17 protein-coding genes and 2 pseudogenes are annotated in these 17,272 nt (G+C 42.7%); 6 read left to right on the forward strand and 13 right to left on the reverse strand.

Annotated elements, in window-relative coordinates:
• The first annotated feature begins 34 nt into the window (after positions 1-34).
• Positions 35-322: a hypothetical protein gene (locus IC007_RS10860; protein WP_054846894.1), complete on the forward strand. Its 288-nt coding sequence runs from the start codon at positions 35-37 to the stop codon at positions 320-322.
• 26 nt (positions 323-348) lie between these two features.
• On the opposite strand, the gene IC007_RS10865 is transcribed toward IC007_RS10860, so the two are convergent.
• Positions 349-867, reverse strand: coding sequence for a conjugal transfer protein (locus tag IC007_RS10865; protein WP_232048908.1), 519 nt, complete (start codon positions 865-867; stop codon positions 349-351).
• A gap of 37 nt (positions 868-904) precedes the next feature.
• Between IC007_RS10865 and IC007_RS10870 the strand changes: the two genes are divergently transcribed.
• The gene (locus IC007_RS10870; protein WP_054846895.1) at positions 905-1,300 is read left to right on the forward strand and encodes a hypothetical protein; all 396 of its coding nucleotides are present in this window, start codon (positions 905-907) and stop codon (positions 1,298-1,300) included.
• Positions 1,301-1,885: 585 nt separating this feature from the next.
• Positions 1,886-3,868 (forward strand): type IV secretion system DNA-binding domain-containing protein, encoded by a 1,983-nt coding sequence (locus IC007_RS10875; protein ID WP_232048909.1) that lies wholly within the window; start codon positions 1,886-1,888, stop codon positions 3,866-3,868.
• On the opposite strand, the gene IC007_RS10880 is transcribed toward IC007_RS10875, so the two are convergent.
• The 3 genes from IC007_RS10880 to IC007_RS13900 are packed head-to-tail and all read right to left on the reverse strand — an operon-like array spanning position 3,793 to position 6,149.
• Positions 3,793-4,719 (reverse strand): tyrosine-type recombinase/integrase, encoded by a 927-nt coding sequence (locus tag IC007_RS10880; protein ID WP_232048910.1) that lies wholly within the window; start codon positions 4,717-4,719, stop codon positions 3,793-3,795. The genes IC007_RS10875 and IC007_RS10880 overlap by 76 nt on opposite strands.
• Positions 4,720-4,762: 43 nt before the next feature.
• Positions 4,763-5,626, reverse strand: a complete 864-nt coding sequence (locus IC007_RS13895; protein ID WP_232048911.1) for an RNA-guided endonuclease InsQ/TnpB family protein — start codon at positions 5,624-5,626, stop codon at positions 4,763-4,765.
• 43 nt (positions 5,627-5,669) lie between these two features.
• Positions 5,670-6,149, reverse strand: a complete 480-nt coding sequence (locus tag IC007_RS13900) for a hypothetical protein (RefSeq protein ID WP_232048912.1) — start codon at positions 6,147-6,149, stop codon at positions 5,670-5,672.
• A gap of 57 nt (positions 6,150-6,206) precedes the next feature.
• Here IC007_RS13900 and IC007_RS10890 point away from each other — a divergent pair, with 57 nt between their 5' ends.
• Positions 6,207-7,052, forward strand: coding sequence for an amidohydrolase family protein (locus IC007_RS10890; protein WP_149528757.1), 846 nt, complete (start codon positions 6,207-6,209; stop codon positions 7,050-7,052).
• A 243-nt stretch (positions 7,053-7,295) separates the two neighbouring features.
• Positions 7,296-7,745: a cyanase gene (cynS, locus tag IC007_RS10895; RefSeq protein WP_054846210.1), complete on the forward strand. Its 450-nt coding sequence runs from the start codon at positions 7,296-7,298 to the stop codon at positions 7,743-7,745.
• A 72-nt stretch (positions 7,746-7,817) separates the two neighbouring features.
• Here the strand turns inward: cynS and speB are convergent, their stop codons facing one another.
• The 7 genes and pseudogenes from speB to IC007_RS10920 all read right to left on the reverse strand — a co-directional run bounded on the left by speB (position 7,818) and on the right by IC007_RS10920 (position 13,057).
• Positions 7,818-8,768 (reverse strand): agmatinase, encoded by a 951-nt coding sequence (gene speB / locus IC007_RS10900; RefSeq protein WP_149528758.1) that lies wholly within the window; start codon positions 8,766-8,768, stop codon positions 7,818-7,820.
• A gap of 287 nt (positions 8,769-9,055) precedes the next feature.
• The gene (locus IC007_RS13390) at positions 9,056-9,193 is read right to left on the reverse strand and encodes a hypothetical protein (protein ID WP_156303792.1); all 138 of its coding nucleotides are present in this window, start codon (positions 9,191-9,193) and stop codon (positions 9,056-9,058) included.
• A gap of 780 nt (positions 9,194-9,973) precedes the next feature.
• On the reverse strand, positions 9,974-10,231 hold the full coding sequence (locus tag IC007_RS13905; RefSeq protein WP_054846209.1) for a pepsin/retropepsin-like aspartic protease family protein: 258 nt from the start codon (positions 10,229-10,231) through the stop codon (positions 9,974-9,976).
• A pseudogene (locus IC007_RS14235) lies at positions 10,207-10,522 on the reverse strand (hypothetical protein). Before IC007_RS14235 ends, IC007_RS13905 begins: the two are co-directional and overlap by 25 nt.
• Positions 10,523-10,785: 263 nt before the next feature.
• Positions 10,786-11,412 (reverse strand): MBL fold metallo-hydrolase, encoded by a 627-nt coding sequence (locus tag IC007_RS10910; protein WP_054846208.1) that lies wholly within the window; start codon positions 11,410-11,412, stop codon positions 10,786-10,788.
• A 516-nt stretch (positions 11,413-11,928) separates the two neighbouring features.
• Positions 11,929-12,093: pseudogene (locus tag IC007_RS14240) on the reverse strand (hypothetical protein); the annotation flags it as partial.
• A gap of 223 nt (positions 12,094-12,316) precedes the next feature.
• Positions 12,317-13,057: a hypothetical protein gene (locus IC007_RS10920; protein WP_054846207.1), complete on the reverse strand. Its 741-nt coding sequence runs from the start codon at positions 13,055-13,057 to the stop codon at positions 12,317-12,319.
• Between the two features lie 256 nt (positions 13,058-13,313).
• Here IC007_RS10920 and IC007_RS10925 point away from each other — a divergent pair, with 256 nt between their 5' ends.
• Positions 13,314-14,405, forward strand: a complete 1,092-nt coding sequence (locus tag IC007_RS10925; RefSeq protein WP_054846206.1) for an FAD-binding oxidoreductase — start codon at positions 13,314-13,316, stop codon at positions 14,403-14,405.
• Positions 14,406-14,550: 145 nt separating this feature from the next.
• Here the strand turns inward: IC007_RS10925 and IC007_RS10930 are convergent, their stop codons facing one another.
• Positions 14,551-15,765 (reverse strand): FAD-binding oxidoreductase, encoded by a 1,215-nt coding sequence (locus tag IC007_RS10930; protein ID WP_149528760.1) that lies wholly within the window; start codon positions 15,763-15,765, stop codon positions 14,551-14,553.
• 9 nt (positions 15,766-15,774) lie between these two features.
• Positions 15,775-16,962 (reverse strand): FAD-binding oxidoreductase, encoded by a 1,188-nt coding sequence (locus IC007_RS10935; protein WP_149528761.1) that lies wholly within the window; start codon positions 16,960-16,962, stop codon positions 15,775-15,777.
• Positions 16,963-17,272 lie beyond the last annotated feature (310 nt).

Raw genomic sequence — 17,272 nt, forward strand, 5'->3', positions numbered from 1 at the left:
CGATATTTTGCCTTTTAAAAAGAGATTATCTCAAATGAAGGTGCTACAAGTAATAAAGAGCAAAGCTAAGGCATTAGCAAAAACTGTCATAAACTCAATAAAGATGCCGATAATGAAATACAAAAAAGGTAATCATGAGGCTGCAATGGGAGGTGTGATAGGAGGACTGGCCTTCCTCGGAGGTTCATTAGCAAGCACCTTTGACAGCGGTTTTGCCAATCTCTTGGGAAACGATGCATCATACATTTCAGCGTTTCTAGCACTAATAGGGTTTGTGAGTCTAATCGGAGGAGTAGTAGAATACAGAAAGTCAAGAAAATAGATCACGTATAAAAAGCTTTAAGATATTCATTTTTTATCATAATATTCTTCTATTTTTCTCATGTAATCCGGAGGATGAGTATCAAATATCCATGCTTTCAGTCGTTCAATTCGTGATTTTGGCCTGAAAACGTCAGATTCATATTTTACGTTATAGAGCCTGTAAGCGTATAAGTCAGCGTCACGCTCCATCTTCCACAATAAGAACTTCCCTATAAACACCGCAGGAACTGCAATTATATAACTTAATGGTAGGAGCGCTGCAACTAATAACAAAAACGCATAGATATAGTTGGGCTGCTTTAAATGTCCTTCCTCATGGCGTAGAATTTTCTCATTTATCTCGTTAGAGAGAAAGACTATAGTATTTCTAAAAAAGAACGAGTTGAGTGCAATAGCGTTCTCTTCTTCATTGTTAAGAATTCTTATGCTTATTCTTCCTTTCTTCTCTATTTCTCTGCTTTTATAGAATAAATATGCGTGAAATGACTCGTAAATTGCTATCACTATCGCTACGTTGAATAATGAAAGCTCTAAGTTCATCATCTATTATGCTTTTTAAAACTGCTTTAATTGAGGCAAAATGAGGGTAGTAATAGCTATACTTCCTATATTAATTATATTAGGAATAACAGCAGCTGCAACGACTACTAGCAATAGCATAATCAATTCGACTCAGATTCAGCAAGCAGCACAACAGATCCCCCCGCCTCCGAGCAATCTGCCCCAACAGATTATGTACTACATCGCTCAGGCTTACGATTGGTTCGTCGGGCTGATACAGAGCTTACTGGAGCATACGCTACTCAAAGCTGACCCAGGCTTGGCTTCAGCGTATGCGAATATCATAGCCTGGCTAGTTCCCCTAACCGCCCTCTACATCTTGCTGACCTTGGCCGAAGTAGCCAGAAAGTTTCTAGGGTATGTGATAGCGATAGGCTGGATATTTTTGATAGTAGTACTCTTTCTAGCCCGCTAAGTCATTTCAATTTTTTCTTAGTAAACTGGGGAGTTAATTCAAAATTTTTCACGTATATCTTCTCCTTTGGAATCCTATAGCAGCGCCTATCTTAACCATTTAACAATTTTCCAAAATTGTAAGAGACAAATTCAAAGTTTATAAAACTTTCTCTATATAGAGAATGTTAGGGCGATGACGACGGGATGGACAGCTGATGGGTGATGAGCCAGCTACACGCCGAGCCCGTAAACTAGGGAGTTTACCGCTCACATTTTTTAAAATACTCCTTCTTTGATGTGGGGTAAAAAAGAGCAAATAAAGTACTATGAACTGTTCCCAAAAGTTGAGTACGATAAAAGCTTTAGTATAATCAATAGCTTAGGGCATGTCTTTGAGATAATTTATCATCGTGATAAGGATATCATGCATCTATATGCTTATACTAACACACAACTAGAAGTTTTACGTAAGGACTTCGGTGTAAATGAAAATGCAAATGTTCCTATTCCTCGTTTTATAGGTCGTATTTTCTTCAAAAATGAGAAAGATTTTTACTGGGGTGCAGAGTTTAACGACTTCAACAGTTTTCTAACTAAGCTGCAAGTGGGGGAACAACTTAGGTTATGGATAGTATTAGAGCCACGCCTCAATGATATTTTCCTAAAGTATTCTGATAAATTGAAGAGAAATCAATCATTAATCGGAAGAAGACAGAGAGAAGTCTTAGCTAGTAGATTAGAAAGTTTTGCAAAAGACAACATATACTATCTACAGCCTTATCTGCTCTCTGATGATAAAAACAGAATAAAGCAACTATCAAAGGAACTGCAGCAATTTATCCTTACGAAGAGTAGAAAACTGAAGTTAGAGATTAGAAAAAGTAAGGGATGGGAGGATACAATACCCAGGGTTCCGAGGTTTCATTCTCTCAAAATTAAGAGATGGCTCTGGATTGACGAGGACAAAATAAGTAAAGTTGCAGTAATTCCTAATCCGTCAGTAATTCCAGTCAATTTTGTTACTGGAGGACTATTACCAGAGTTACCTCCTAACAGAAATGGGTTTGAGATAGGTAAAACGATACCCTCTGGCAAACCATATATGTTAGAGTTAGAGGACCTTTACCGGCACGGCTATATTATCGGAGGGACTGGAGCTGGGAAGACCACAACCATAATCTCTCTGATAACATCAATAAGGAAGGCATACAATAATGCAATAATAATGATATTCGACCCTCACGGCGATATGGCAGAAGAAGTAGCCTCCTATTTCGCCGATAACGAGAATTTAATATACTTCCACCCAGTTGAGGCTCCTCTCTCAATCAATCCCCTAGCTTTGCCCAATTTGCCTAATAAAGAACAAGCGTTGTTGTTAGGTTTCAGCAACGTTATGGAGATATTCGAGAAATTATTCGGCCTTAAGGACACTGCAGTGTATGTTAAGTACATCATTCAGGTTTCAATGCAATTGCTCTACTCAAAAACTCCAGAACCCACGTTTAGGGACCTTTACAGGATCATCTACAAGCTGAGAACAGGGGAAATAGATTTGCCGGTAGACGACCCTACGTGGGAAAGTAAGCTAGAAATGTTCCAGAACATGCAGGAGCAAAGTTTCTTATCCGCAATCTCTAGGTTGGAAATGCTAGGGACAAATCCATTATTACTTAAGATATTCAGTAAGACAAAGATAGACGATAATGAGTTATTCAAGCCTGGAAATATTATAGTAATAAACGCATCGAAAGCAGCTGTAGGAAATGACGCTTCATTTCTAATATTAGCTGGATGGATCTTTAAGACGTGGTATTATGCGTTGGCTAGAGCTGCATTGAATATGGAAAGGATCCCAATCATAGCATTTATGGACGAGTTCCAAAATATCGCTTCCCTTAGCGTGATAGACGATATCTTAAGTGAAGCTAGAAAATATGCAATGCATATCATAATGGCGCACCAGCATACTGGACAGTTAGATATGTCACTAATTAAATCAATAATGAGTAATACGGGAGTTAAGATGTTAATGAAGGAACAAGGTGATGACGCCAAAGCATTTGCAAAGATATTCCCAGATTTCGGCTCCGAACTAGAAAAGACGCTGCCAGGTTTAGGAGTAGGCGAAGCAGTAGTAATTATTACACCGAGGAAAGAAGGGGATAAGGTAGTTCCAGTAAGGGTTAAGATAAACTACGTCCCCACTAAAAAGGATCCGGAGAAGCTGAAGAAGGTAATAGAGAGAATGCAGAAATACGCGACTGGAGAAGTGCCGAAGAATGAAGACATAGAGAGTATAGTAAATCCAATTATGAAATACATAGAGAAACCTCAAGTACTGGAACAGCTTGTCCTCTACCACATCTTCAGAAATGGGAAGAAGATGTATTTAGTAGACTTACTAAAGGAATTAGGCCTGGATAGGGATAAGGTAAATGACGTTGTAAATAAGCTGGAGAAGTTAGGTTATATAGATGTTGAAAAGGAAGGGAATAAGAAGATCCTTTACTACGGTAAAGGGTTATTCGGAAATGTGAAGGCGGCCGCTCCTTCGCAAGTTTCCTTATGTAGAAATGAAATGTAAGCCCTCTTTGTCGCACTATTTTTCATTAATTTAATTATCCCATTCTCTAGATCTACTTGTTCTACAGAAAGAGAATAGACTTCCCCTACTCTTAATCCAGTCTCTGCAAGGATAAGAAAGAATGTCTTTGCACCTAAATGACCTATCAACTGAAATATATTCTTTAATATCTCTAAGGAAAGAGGAGGAGGGGAGTATTTGTAATCCACCTTTGGCACTCTGAATGAATTATAAAGTATCTGTCCCAAAATGGGATTTCTACTTGCTACTACTTCTTTGATAAAGAGTTTAAGCGTGTTAGCCCTATGCCTCGCTACGTTGGGTCCTTCTTCTGTCATTAATTCTAATATGTATTCTTTCAAGGACTCAGGCGAGAGTGAAAAGCCTAAATCCCTCATGGCGTATTTTATATGTCTAAGTCTTTCGTCTCTAGTTGCTTTGCTCTTCTGCTCTAATATTTTCTCAAACAGTTTTAGGTCCTCTTCAGTGACTACGTAACTATTCGTATTCTGTCTAACATACTCTCCTAAGAACCTATTTAACATCATAAAAAGCAAAGAACGGAACTGTGGATCCTCCACTGCAGTGTTTATTACTTTTAGTAGGTCGTTTATATCCGCTTTCTCTATCTTCTTACCGTAAATTATTCTAGCTATTTCATCTGGTGCTAAGAATTGCAGCACTTTCTCAATTACTTCTTTAGGTATTTCTCTCAGCCCTTTCTTATATCTCCAACCTGAAGCTTTAGAGATTCCTAATTGCTCATATGTTATTCCTTTTTCCTCAGTTGCATATGTAAATAATCTGATTTTTTGCTCATTTGTGAGCTTATCTATATCTATTAAGGCCATCTGACCTCCTCCCCGCCCTGAAGGGCGAGGGTTCCCCGAGGTCTCAAGGGTTACACCCCTTTACGGGTGCTACTCCGTTATGAAATACTAGGAAAGACAACGGTTTTTTAACTGTTAACACTACTTTGTCTATCGCTTTCTTAAGAATGTTTAAAGCACCGTTCAAGTCGCTGTGCAATTTATGACCTAAAGGACAGCTTACTACTCCCCTAGGGTGTCTCTTCACTTCCACGTTATGGTAAGCACATAGCCTTGAAGTATTGTATTCAACAACTTCATACACTTTCATACCGTATTCTTGAGCCTTTAATTCAATAGCTTCCATTAACTTGCGGTAAGACCACATGTTCACTGTGAACTTGTTGCCCTTGTCTTGTGCAATGTTGAAGGGGTAACCCAAGTAGATTGTAGATACACCTAGAACGTGCAATTTCTTAACCAAATGTGACGCAAGGTTTCTATATAAGTGAAGCAAACGATTGTATAGCTTCTTAAACAACCTCCTCTTCCCTCTTACTAACTCCTCATAAGCTTCGTATTCACCAATGTTTTTAGTTTTGTCCGCTAACGATTGTGCGTCGGCGATCTTCCTTTGTAAGTAGAAGTAGTCCTCCTTAGCCCTAACACCCTTGTAGAGTAACCACGTTCCGTCGTTCACGACAACACTTGCTAATACATTGATGCCTAAGTCTATGGAGGCTATCTTATTTCCTTTCGGTGTTTCAATCTGGATTGACTTTCTTTCACCGTGAACAATATACTTGCTCTTCTTACCAGTCTTTGTTTCTTCAACCCCAACTTCAACTGGTATGTGGGCATACCAGTGATTCGTAGTTTCATCATAGATGATCTCTAACCTACCTTGTTTACCGTACCACTTTAACCTACCTACAAACTCTATCTCCATGTGGAAGTCCTTAAAGATTATTACATGTCTTTCTTCATCAACGTCATAACGATCTTGTCTTACTACAAGGATTAGCTTTACTTCTCTTAGTCTCTCTGTCCTTCCAATACCTTGGTGGTGAAACGTAGTTCGTGTGTGATGGTAGTTTCCCTTGCTTTTTCAACTTCAGTAATGAAAAGAATGAACTCCACGCTTCGTTATTCTTCTGCATAACAGCTTGAGCGTTAACACCTAGAGTGCTTTTGTACTTCTCATAGTACTTGTCCCACGTTCCTTTTAGATCTACTTTTTCCCCATGGAAAAATTGCTGTCTTCTCTCATAGTTTAACCCATTGAATAACTTGGAACATTCATTAGCTAATCTTCTCAATTTTCTTTCTTGAAAACCGTTTGGCAAGAGACGTACTATGTTAGTCCTCTTGTTTGAATACTCAACTTCGTAGACACCCTCCTCTGGTATTGCGGGAGTAAATGTCGGCTCCCGCTCCTCATCCTCTGAAGGTTGACCAGAAGAGGGCGTCATAAAGAAGAATGTGTAAAAGAAGCTTAAAACTTTTTACCCCGCCCTGAAGGGCGAGGTTTGCCCTCTTTTTTATCATTAGTTTCCAGTTTGGGTTTAAGATGGTTTCCGATTTTTCCTAGATGGTTTCCGACCTCAGTCATAACCCCTCATCTGACCTTTCAATTTAAGGAAAAATTAGTGCCGCGGCCGGGATTTGAACCCGGGTCACGGGCTCGAAAGGTCTACGCTTCAGGGGCTTTCTCCCAAGGAGGGAAAGTTAAGGTAGCCCTAACCATAGACGACCTCAAGGCAATAGTTGACGAAGCCCACAGCGCAGGCCTCAGGGTCGCGTCCCACGCGTACGGTGAGGAAGCAATAGCCAACAGTATTGACGCAGGGGTCGACACTCTGGAACACGGCTTAGGTCTGAACGAGGAACTAGCCAAGGAGATCAAGAGGAAGGGCATATGTTACGTGCCGACCTTAGCTACTTACGAAGTCAACCCTAAGATATCCAAGTTAAGAGAAGAAATAAGGGAGAAAAGGGAGGAGTTAATAAGTACTCACTTCACAGAGGACATGAGAATCGCAGTTTCATTGGGGTTAAAGATTGTTGCAGGGACGGACTTCGTTGGTTCCTCAGATAGACCTCACGGTATGAACTACAAGGAGATCGTGCTCCTCAGCAAATACATGGGATTTAGCGGGTCTCTATCGGCTTCAACATCCTCCGCTTCAGAGTGCCTGGGTATCAGGGCGGGTAAAATCGAGGAAGGTTACCCCGCAGACATAACGGTCTTTGGTGAAGTTAAGACTGCCGAAGACTTGAACCCTTTTAACGTGAAGTACACCATTAAAGGAGGAGTAGTATATAATGCAGGATCCCTCAGGGACACGTTCTGGGGTACGATAAAGAGGTCATGAGTTACTTGTGGTCCTTTACTGTATGAAACTCTCCGCGATGTTCTTCTCTATCTTTAATTAAGAGTCTATCACTTCACAGAATATCTTCTTTTATCTTTCCAATCCAAATAGAATTCTAGGACACCATGAGAATGGATTGAACAGTATTTATAAATACGCCAATAAAGTAGCAACATTGTATTGAAGTCATGCCTAAAAAGTTAATAATGCCTTAACGTGATAAAGATAAGGTGTAAATTTTCTATGCTAGATAAATCTAAAGCTAGAGATCTCATGCTCCAGAGAAAGAGGGAAAAGAAGCTAACATGGGAGGAAATATCAAAGCACATAGGAAGAAGCCCAGTTTATACATCCATGTTGCTTTACGGCTATGGCCAAGCAACTGAGGAGGAAGCTGAGGGTTTGGTGAAGATATTGGAATTACCTCCAGAATACAAGGAGGTCTTGATGGATGTACCTATGAGGACTCCCTCTCAACCCTGGCCTCCCACAGATCCCTTTGTATACAGACTTTATGAGGCAGTTCTCCTTTACGGACCCGCAATAAAGGACGTAGCCCATGAGATGTTTGGAGACGGGATAATGAGCATGATAGATGTGATGATAGATGTAGACAAGGTCAAGGATGAGAAAGGGAACGAAAGGATGTTGCTTAAGTTCAATGGAAAATGGTTAAAGTATAGTAGATGGTAATAAAAGGAAATACAGCGTTATATACATAAAAAATAAATAAAATAAAAAGAAGAGAGGCTAAAATTCTTGTCACTAAGTTAGCTCTTTTTTAGTTTCGTTTTCTAGCAACTCTTCATTTCCAGTTTCTCTGGCCTTCACACTAGCTCCTTCGTAAAGTAAATAACTTGCTAAAAGCGAAGTGACCTCGCTTACATCGTAAGGAGGAGATACTTCCACTACGTCCATCCCAACTAAATCCACGTTCAGGCTTCTCATGATTTTGAGCATTTCATAGCTAGTAAGACCTCCCACCTCGGGTGTACCAGTCCCTGGAGCAAACGCTGGGTCAACTACATCTATGTCTAGAGAAATATAGACCTTCCCTTTGATTGAGTTCAGCTTAGAAATTACGTCGTTCATGTTCTCCTTCACCTGCTCTACGTAAACAACGTTAATTCCTAGGTCTTCTACTTCTTTGATATCATTTTTAGAGTAAAGGGGAGACCTTATTCCTACTTGATAAACCTCCCCTACCAAGCCCATCTCTATCGCTCTCCTCAACCAAGTTCCGTGGGTAAACCTCTTCCCCCAATACGAATCCCAAGTGTCGAAATGAGAGTCGAAATGTATTAAGTTGACCTTGCCTGCCTTGGAGAGCGACATGAGTACTGGAAGTGTTATAGAGTGATCCCCTCCTGCTATGAAAGGTGCTTCATAGTCCTTTACGTTGTCTAACCATTCCTCTACTTTCATCATTGTATCCTCAGTTGAACCTGGTACAACATTTACGTCTCCATGGTCACACATGTTGAGAATATCGAAAGGATATGTATCCTGAAAACGATTGTAAGGTCTAAGCATCCTGGAGGCTTCCCTTATAGCCCTAGGGCCGAACCTAGCACCTGGCCTAAAGGAAGTGGCATCATCGAAAGGTATTCCAAGGAAAAAAGCCTTGACTTCCTCTCCCTCTTTACACTCCGGGAGCCTACCAAAGGTGGTTATTTGAGTAAACCTCGGCGACTCCAAAGCATCTATTTGACGCATAAGATGAAGTCGCTTATACAGTTGATAAGCTTTAATGTAGAAATATGGAAATTGTTCAATATATACAAGACAAGCTATATAGGAATTTTAAGGAGGTCAGGTTAGCGTCTCTGTGTCTACTTAAAGCAGGGGACAGAAACATGTACCTAGTATTTCACTTCTTATACTTAGTCCTTAAAGGACAAGGTAACTTCATCTAGAGATGTCCAAGGTTCGCCGCACTTCGCACTGTACGCTAGGTCTCGTTCTCTTAGATACGGAGCGTAGGGACCTCTTAGCTCTCAAGGTTAAAATCCGTATAGGCCTTCGAGTAAGGCTTCCCCTTCAGCACTGCCCGAGGTCTCCCCCAGGCTTCTATCAGGAGGGTAAGGCGGTAGGTAAAAGGACTCCACGTTATCCTCCTCGACCTCGAGGAACTTCCTCATTTTACGTGTATCCTGGAGTTGTCCATCGCCACCTTCACGTGCTTCATCACCTTCCTCAAGTGGGGTATGTCTCCGGAGTTCAGTGAGGCTTCTCGTAGGTCGACTAGGTAAAGCTAATCCACCTTCTGGCCGCTGTTCACCTTATCCGCGTAACTCTTCCCGTCGTTGAGCCATCATTTTCCCCCGACCTTCCCCCGACCCCCTTATTCACGGGGGAAAAGTAACACTCGTGGAATGCACGTACCCTGTGTTCCTCCCCTATTTTTAAAAGCCTCTCCCCTTCCTCCTCTCCCCGTTTCTCTACGGTCTCCTCGTCTCTGACGTAGGCCCTCTTGTCTTTCTCGTACTTGAAGCCGGTTTTCCTGAGATGGCCAAAACTCTTCGGGTTCTACTTTATCCCGAAATCTCTCTCAATCGCGCGTTATTAACTTCAAGGTCCAGAAGTGGTAGTTTAACCCGAAATCCCTAAGGATCGTCTAGACATATTTCTTCTCCTTTCTTGATCTCTACACCGAACTTCTTTAATAGCTCCTCCCCATTAACGTTGTATTCCTACCTAAGATCGGACTTTCCACAAAGCTCTCCAACTCTATTTTCCCTATTTTTATACTTTGTCAGGCCTTAAAAGACAAGGTTATATTTCAAATATACGCAAGTTTCGAGACATTAACGTCAAACACGAAGAGACCCCCACACTCCGTGTCTGGAGGCTAATGACCTAACAGCGTGAGGAGGTACGGCTGACTTGGACGTCAATACTGGGTGAAGTTGCCTTGTTCTTTAAAGCCTGATGAAGTATATTCTAGCCTTAGCGACTTTAGTCCTAACAATACCGTTAAGTGTAGCGTAAGTTCTCCAGTAGCTCTCGTCTAACTCTACACTGTTTATTTTTGGGTATAACGGGTTCGCTAAAAGCAAATAACCTGAGAAGCTCGTGTCTATTGAAGCATTGACCTCAATCGACATGTGTTTAACTATATCCGTAACGGTTATGGGAACTTCAGGTCTGTCACCTATTCTAAAGCAATCGAGGACCATACCCATTCTCCAATTTCTTGTCTTGAATAATTTTTATTACTTATCATATACTTATTATACTCCTTAGCTCTCAAGGGCCTTCTTCTCGTCCTTAAAGGACCCCACGTATTTACCGTCGCACACTAAAACGTAATTCCCCTCATTTAGAGCCTTCATTGCCTCGGGAGTAGTTTTAAGGACGGTGTAGTTTTGGTCCGAAACGCTGTCTGTAACATTGAGCTAAAGCGATATAGCTTGCTGAATGGCATAGGAAACGTTAATCCCGAGTAATGCAGCCTTAGCCTTCAACATTTTGTAAAGTTATTCGTCCATGTTTTTTATAAGAACCTTCGTCGTCCATAGGTCAATTTTCGATTATATATAATTAATAAAGTTTATCTTTATTAACTATATTAGAACATTCATGAATAAGTATAATGAGATTGATCTATAAAGTAGAAGTAATTCCAGATTTTCGATCTCAGGACCTTCTTGGCTCCAGGTAAGAATATATCGAAGGTGAAGAGGCTAGAGTCAACTGTGACGTGATATTGAGAGAGATGACTATCTTCGTTCTAGAAAGGCCATCTCGGCGGCCCGCTTATACCGTGGGAGACGTAAACTTTCTCCACCTTAAATTCCTTGACTTTCTCTATGCTCCTTCTCAACTGGTTTAAGTCCTCATAGATGGACGGTATCTTAAGGCCCTTCTTGTCTCCCTGTAACATATCGCCCACGATCAACGCCCTTTCGTCTTCCACATAGATCGATACCGAGTCCTCGGTATGTCCGGGTGTGAAAACTAACTGGATCCCGGGGAAGAGCTCTCCCTCATTGAGCTTCTCTACGTCGAAGACGGGACCGGACCTTCTGGTGAAGAACGGAGACCCGAGGGAAAACAACAGTTTTAGGGGAGCCGAATGGAGGACTGGCTTCTTAGGAATTCCTTTCCTGAGGAAATCGATTCCCTTCTCGTGAATGAGGTTGTGGGGCATTTTCAGCTCACTCGCTCCACCAATGTGGTCCCCATGGGAGTGTGTGTATACTACTGTCTTAATCGACGAGGGACTCTTCCCGCTTTTCTCGAGGAACGAAATGATCTTCCTACCGCTACCAACTACTCCCGAGTCCACCAAGAACACATTCCCCCTGGTCTCCACCAGAAAGGACTTAACGAACCGAAGGTTTAACTCAAGGATCATATAGTATAAAGAGGGAGGGAAGTTTATTATCTCTTCTTCTTGGGTACGGACACTCGCTGAATTGAAGGAGCTACCTGAATCCCTATGAGTTGATAATAATGTCAAGTCAAAGTGAAATGAAGTGTTGTGGGTTAGGGAGCTTAGATATCTTGACAAGTTTTAATTTTATAGGGGTTTAAGGTGGCGAAAATCTTCCTGCGGGTGGATAGCCCCCTTATGTAAACTTTATTTCTATTTATTATTTATATGTCTAAATTTCCTCAGGCCTTGGATGTAAGAGTTGGATCACTATCCTCAGGACTGGGGGATCTTTCATTATATAGAGAAAACCCTCCGTAACCTCCTACACGGGGCATTGCAGAACGGTCCCGTTCGGTAGAAAGCTGTAGGTGAGGGGGGATCGAGGTTCCTCTGAGAAGCAGGAAATCTCCATAGCGAGGTGTGGAAGCCCCGTCTGTAAGGGCGGGGTGAGTTCACTCCTTCAGATAAACCCTATTATGAAAACCTTTTTTACAGTTACACAGGGTTTCCTTCTTTTTGAACTTCACCTTTTCTCCATTCTAGATTGCTCTCCTCTCTCTCTTTGAAATAATTCTCCATTACTTCTTGTATGAGAGAGGAGGACATACCTCTCCTCTTAGCTTCTTCTTTTACCTTGTCCCTGAACTCGACAGGGACAAATAATTCAAATTTTACTTATGATCTACTTTAACCGTACGGTTATTATAAATCTAACTTAGGACGTACACGTAGCCCATTTTATAGTATATGTACTTCGTTAAGCCTAAGTAAGAATTAAGCTCAATTCCTCCTATGTCTAAGCTAATCTTTTCACATATTGAAAGAATTGGTGTAATATATTCTCAAGGAAAAGCATAGGACTGTCCTTGGGAACACTATAGGATCAGTAAAAAAGGGTAGCGTAACCTCTCCTCAGTGCGGTTTTAGCTCCGGCCCTTGTAAGGAGAAGCGACGTTATACCCAAGATGATTGAGAGTGGGTAGAAAATGGGTATCAGAGCACCGCCTACTGCCATGATTAAACCACCAGTGGACATGCTTTCTACCTTGAATGTTGACCCTATGTCGTGAATCCCTATCCCTACCATGACGATCGATGCACCGGTGAATATCTCTATGAATATCTCTATGACGCCTATGATTAACTCGCTCTGGCTAAGGGACAAAAAGTCGATTGGTGAGGGAAGAGCGAAGACCTCAAGCACGGGGTAAGCTATGATCGGTAGCACGAACACGATCAGCGTGGAGGCTATGGTCATGTATGAACCTACTGAGACCTTGTATACCCCTCTCACGCCGGAGAAGTTCACCAAACCCCTCTTCAACTGGATCAGGGAGACCACGGCCAAAGACGCTGAGGCTAACGCACCTATACCTACAACGTAGTTGAGAGTAGGGATCAACCCCAAGGAAAAGAGGAAGAAAGGGACTAAGACACCTATAGAGAGAATGAGGGATATCAATGCAAGAGAGGAAAACCTCAATAGCTCCCTAAAGCCTACGGTTTCTCTATGCCCAAAGGGAACGGTGATGAAGCTCCTAACGAAATAGAGCGGAGTACCACAGAACTTGCATTGAGGTAAACTGTCCTCGTTTATTCCTCCGCAGACCGGACACCTTTTCATTGCCTATATATTTCATTGCCATGAAAAAGGTTTTTCCGTCTCTTTCTCTCTTTCAGTGGATTCTTGAGTATACTGCGCAAACTCATTTTCCCCATGTCTAGATTTTTATAAAGATAGATTAAAGTTTTCTATCGCCTTTCATACCTATTACAAAAAGTTGAAAGTCTCATGCCGGGATATTTACAGACACGACCAACGGCAGTTTAGAAGGAGAGGAATATAGACGCTTTTTAATTAAGCTTACTCAAAAATCTCCATGAAATGTTTAGATTCAGCTAACTTTAGCACAGTCAACCTTAACATGAAGTTCATTTACGATGAACAACCGAACCTCTCAGGATGTGGAGTGATCAGAGTCAATGACGAGGAAGAAATAGATCAAGTGGTCAAGGAATGCGTGAAGGAAAAGGTCCCCATCATACCTTTAGGTAGCGGAACCACGAACTTCGGGCAACTCATTCCTAACAAGCCGTCCCTTTTCGTAGATTTGAGCCAATTCAACGGGGTAATAGATGAAGACACTACCAGCGTAAAAGTGAGGTCAGGTACTAAAGTCATCGACATTTTAAACCGCCTCAGGAGGGAAGGAAAGACGTTGCCGGTATATCCAAGCAGTTTCGCGATCTCCACAATAGGAGGCTTCATAGAGGGCGGGAGCGGAGGGCCAGGGTCCTTTAAGTATGGGACACACTTCAGAGTTCTTACTAGAGAAATGGATCTGATCGCCTATGAGGACTTGAAGCTCTCAGGTAAGGAAATACTTGGAGTAACTCATGCGTGGGGAACAACTGGAGTTCTGAAGGAGGCCACCCTTAACATAGTTGATGACCAAGACTATGAAATGCAGTACGTCCCTTTCTCTGACCTAGAGTCCCTGAGGAAGGAGATCGAGGTCTTGTTCGACCAGAAAGACCGTGTAAACTTAGTGAGCGTTTACAATAAGGAAGGGTTCACCTCTATCTTCGGAGAGCAGGAAGAGAAGGAATGGATACTGGTGGTTTCGTCTTCGAAGAGCATCGGGAGTAATCTAAAAACCGACGAGAAGTTAAGCTTCGCTACGACCGTCAGGCCTAACTCTAAGTGGTTCGGAGCCAAACTGAGTTTGAAAGAAATTAACGTTATGAAGGAAGTAAAGAGAGGTGTAATACACGGTGAAGTGATGAATCACTTTGGAGAACCTGTTATATTCATGGACGTTTTCACTAGGGAAAACCTGAAAATGAGGGAGAACAAATTCAACACCGTGAAGGAGAGGTTGCTGGGACTGGACAAGGAAGTGTTGAACGAAGTGATGGAGCTGAAGAGAAGGGTCGACCCCTGGGACATATTCAACCCCGGTAAGCTGTGATTCTAGTCCCTTGAGGGAGGAAAGTGGGGAAAGTGCATTTTTTAAAAAACAAACTTTAAATTTAATTGTTATTATATACAAAAGTTGAAAAGGGGATAAGAAGAGCAGAAAGGCAATGATGAAATTTTAGTATACAAAAAGGATTCTAAAAAGATAATTTCCCCGGGTTGAACAAGTCCTCCTTATCGTAAGCTTTCTTATACGTGATTATTTTCTGGAGGTGGTCTCTGTCGAGCCTACCGTTTATCTTCACGTCGTGAAGGTCGAAGTTGCGCCCAGGGAAGGAATACATTACCTTCTTAACCGCATTGAAAGAGCTCGAGTCAGTCGTTATCAGAAAAGGATGCGCTATCCCTCCCCTCAGGAACTCAACCTGAACTGTAGACATGGACGACACATTAACGAGGAGTTCATGTAAGTTCTCCACTTGAATGTCCCTGGTCAGGTAAAACACTTGTCCAAGCCGCCTCCAGAAGAACCATATTATCCCTCCAAAGAAGAGGTCTCTCCTTTCCCACAGCCTACCTTCATCGTGGACAACCTGAGCTTTCTTTGGGACTTCCAATGTTTCCCCTTCAGGAAGGGAAATTATTACAAACCAACCGCTCGACGCAACTCCGGTCTCTCCCTCCATCGAGGTGGAAGCCCTAGGTGACCTCAACGTCATGTGATATATAGGGTAATACTCGTCATATGCGTCCAAAGAGAACTTCACTGCATCATCAATTGACTCGAACTTGAGGGTTACCGGGACGTCATTGGCCCACTCTTTCTTGAGTAACGAGATCTCCGTTACTATTCCCGTGGTGCCCTCAGCGTGGGCAGCTACCTTCACGTCGTCTGCAGTGAGGCTCACCACCTTCCCCTTAGGATTTACCATCCTTACACTCTCAGCTTGCCACCATACTCTGTTGTACCTGAACGCTCCTATTCCCCCGCACCCTCCCTCGAAGTTCCCCCCGATAGTGACGCCGTCCCTGAAAGTGGAAGGGTAAATCCTAGCGTTGAACGTCATCCCCTCATCGAAGTATTTCACCCCAGGCTGTGTCATGAACCTCTTTTCATCCTCGTGGTGGTATGTCATCCCTCCCATGTCAAGTATTATCCCTCCTTTCATTGGGATGACTCCCCCTATGTTGTTCCTTCCTGCTCCCCTGGGGACCAAGGGGACGTGTTCCTCTAGTGCTACTTCTACTACCTTGACCACGTCTTCCTCGCTCTTGGGGAACGCGACTAGGTCTGCCTTCCCTGACAGGTGGGATAGTTCGGGCGACATTCTTGTAAGGTCACTCGACTTCTCAGCCACTACCTCAGGGTCGGTGGAGAAGCTCACTCCAGTCTTCATCAGTTTTTTCAGCAACGTCCTTACCTAAATCCCTACTTTCCCCGGGTTGAACAAGTCCTCCTTATCGTAAGCTTTCTTGTAAGTTTTTATCCTGTGGAGGTGGTTCCTTGGAAGTCTGCCATCTATTCTTATGTCATGTAAGTTGAAAGTCGATGTGCCCATTATTTTCTCTATTACTAGAAATGACTCGACGTCTTCGGTCAGGAAGTACGTGTGAGCCTTTCCGTCACTGGCGAATTCAGACTCCACTATGGGTTTAGCCGATTTCACGCTCTCGATTGCCGAGGTCATGTCCTCTATCGGAATGTGGTATTGACTGTAATAGACGTTCTTTCTCATCGCGTGCATGTTAACGTATACCGCGGCAAAGAACATGTTTCGCTTGCTCCAAAGAGGGCTTCCGTCCATTCCGTCAAAATAAACTGTGGAATCCTTGGGGTAAACGACCAAGAGTTCCCACTTCCCGGTGTAATACCCAACAGACTTCTCGGTAGCCTTGCCCATCTCGGGAGACCTCAGGGTCATGTGGTATAGGGGGACCTCGTCATCGTATATCTTCTCTATGAACTTAGACGCGTCCTGAAGAGAATCGAAGAGGATTATCTTGGACTGGTCCTCTTCATCCCTGGTCAAGATCTTTAGCTCCGTTACTATTCCCGTGGTGCCCTCAGCGTGGGCAGCTACCTTCACGTCTCCTCCCCTGAGGGTGACCAGTTTTCCCTTAGGGTTGACCATCCTTATCTCTGTGACTTGGTCCCAGTTAGGTCCGTATTGGTAAGACCCTATACCCCAGGAACCGCCACAGAAGTACCCTCCGACGCTTGTCTTAGACCATATCGTAGGATATACCCTTGCCCTGAAGGAGAAAGGTGCTCCCGCTTGGGCCCTCACCGTGTCTTCATCTGAGATGACTTCCTTCATCAATGACATGTCTATGAGTATCCCTCCCTTGAGCGGGACTGCTCCTCCCACAGTACCGTAACCTGCTCCCCTGGGGACCAAGGGGACGTGTTCCTCTAGTGCTACTTCTACTACCTTGACCACGTCTTCCTCGCTCTTGGGGAACGCGACTAGGTCTGCCTTCCCTGACAGGTGGGATAGTCTGGGAGAGACGAAGCTCCAGTCCTTTGATTTCTCGTTCACCAAAACACTGTCATCAGTTACGTTCACTCCTTCTTTTCTTAACCTCTCCATTACAAAAGTCGTATCCATTTTTTATCCAACTCCCCTTTTATTCTAGAAGATTAAAAAGTATATAGGAGAAAGATTAAAAATTATTCTTTTATCATGTCATATTCATGAAAATAATTTACTCTGAACGGAAGATAGATTTCGTAAAAAATGAAAAGGAAAGGCTCACACAGTAAAAACAAAAGTTCATTTCTAGGACTGGGTAAAGCACCCTAGATTAATAATTTTTTCACGATAGACGAAATGTCCATGTAAAGTTGAAGAATCGCAACCATGAGAGTTGATTAGTTTAGTGTTCATTGATGGAAACCATTCACGGCCATGCAAATTT

The sequence above is a fragment of the Sulfuracidifex tepidarius genome (assembly GCF_008326425.1).
Classification (GTDB): domain Archaea; phylum Thermoproteota; class Thermoprotei_A; order Sulfolobales; family Sulfolobaceae; genus Sulfuracidifex; species Sulfuracidifex tepidarius.

Coding starts and splice junctions, on each gene's coding strand:
- IC007_RS10865 (WP_232048908.1), bottom strand. CDS start 867: ATGATGAACTTAGAGCTTTCATTATTCAACGTAGCGATAGTGATAGCA.
- IC007_RS10935 (WP_149528761.1), bottom strand. CDS start 16,962: ATGGATACGACTTTTGTAATGGAGAGGTTAAGAAAAGAAGGAGTGAAC.
- IC007_RS10920 (WP_054846207.1), bottom strand. CDS start 13,057: ATGAAAAGGTGTCCGGTCTGCGGAGGAATAAACGAGGACAGTTTACCT.
- cynS (WP_054846210.1), top strand. CDS start 7,296: ATGCTAGATAAATCTAAAGCTAGAGATCTCATGCTCCAGAGAAAGAGG.
- IC007_RS13390 (WP_156303792.1), bottom strand. CDS start 9,193: ATGAGGAAGTTCCTCGAGGTCGAGGAGGATAACGTGGAGTCCTTTTAC.
- IC007_RS10860 (WP_054846894.1), top strand. CDS start 35: ATGAAGGTGCTACAAGTAATAAAGAGCAAAGCTAAGGCATTAGCAAAA.
- speB (WP_149528758.1), bottom strand. CDS start 8,768: ATGCGTCAAATAGATGCTTTGGAGTCGCCGAGGTTTACTCAAATAACC.
- IC007_RS10925 (WP_054846206.1), top strand. CDS start 13,314: ATGAAATGTTTAGATTCAGCTAACTTTAGCACAGTCAACCTTAACATG.
- IC007_RS13895 (WP_232048911.1), bottom strand. CDS start 5,626: ATGGAGATAGAGTTTGTAGGTAGGTTAAAGTGGTACGGTAAACAAGGT.
- IC007_RS10870 (WP_054846895.1), top strand. CDS start 905: ATGAGGGTAGTAATAGCTATACTTCCTATATTAATTATATTAGGAATA.
- IC007_RS13905 (WP_054846209.1), bottom strand. CDS start 10,231: ATGGTCCTCGATTGCTTTAGAATAGGTGACAGACCTGAAGTTCCCATA.
- IC007_RS10910 (WP_054846208.1), bottom strand. CDS start 11,412: ATGATCCTTGAGTTAAACCTTCGGTTCGTTAAGTCCTTTCTGGTGGAG.
- IC007_RS10880 (WP_232048910.1), bottom strand. CDS start 4,719: ATGGCCTTAATAGATATAGATAAGCTCACAAATGAGCAAAAAATCAGA.
- IC007_RS13900 (WP_232048912.1), bottom strand. CDS start 6,149: ATGACGCCCTCTTCTGGTCAACCTTCAGAGGATGAGGAGCGGGAGCCG.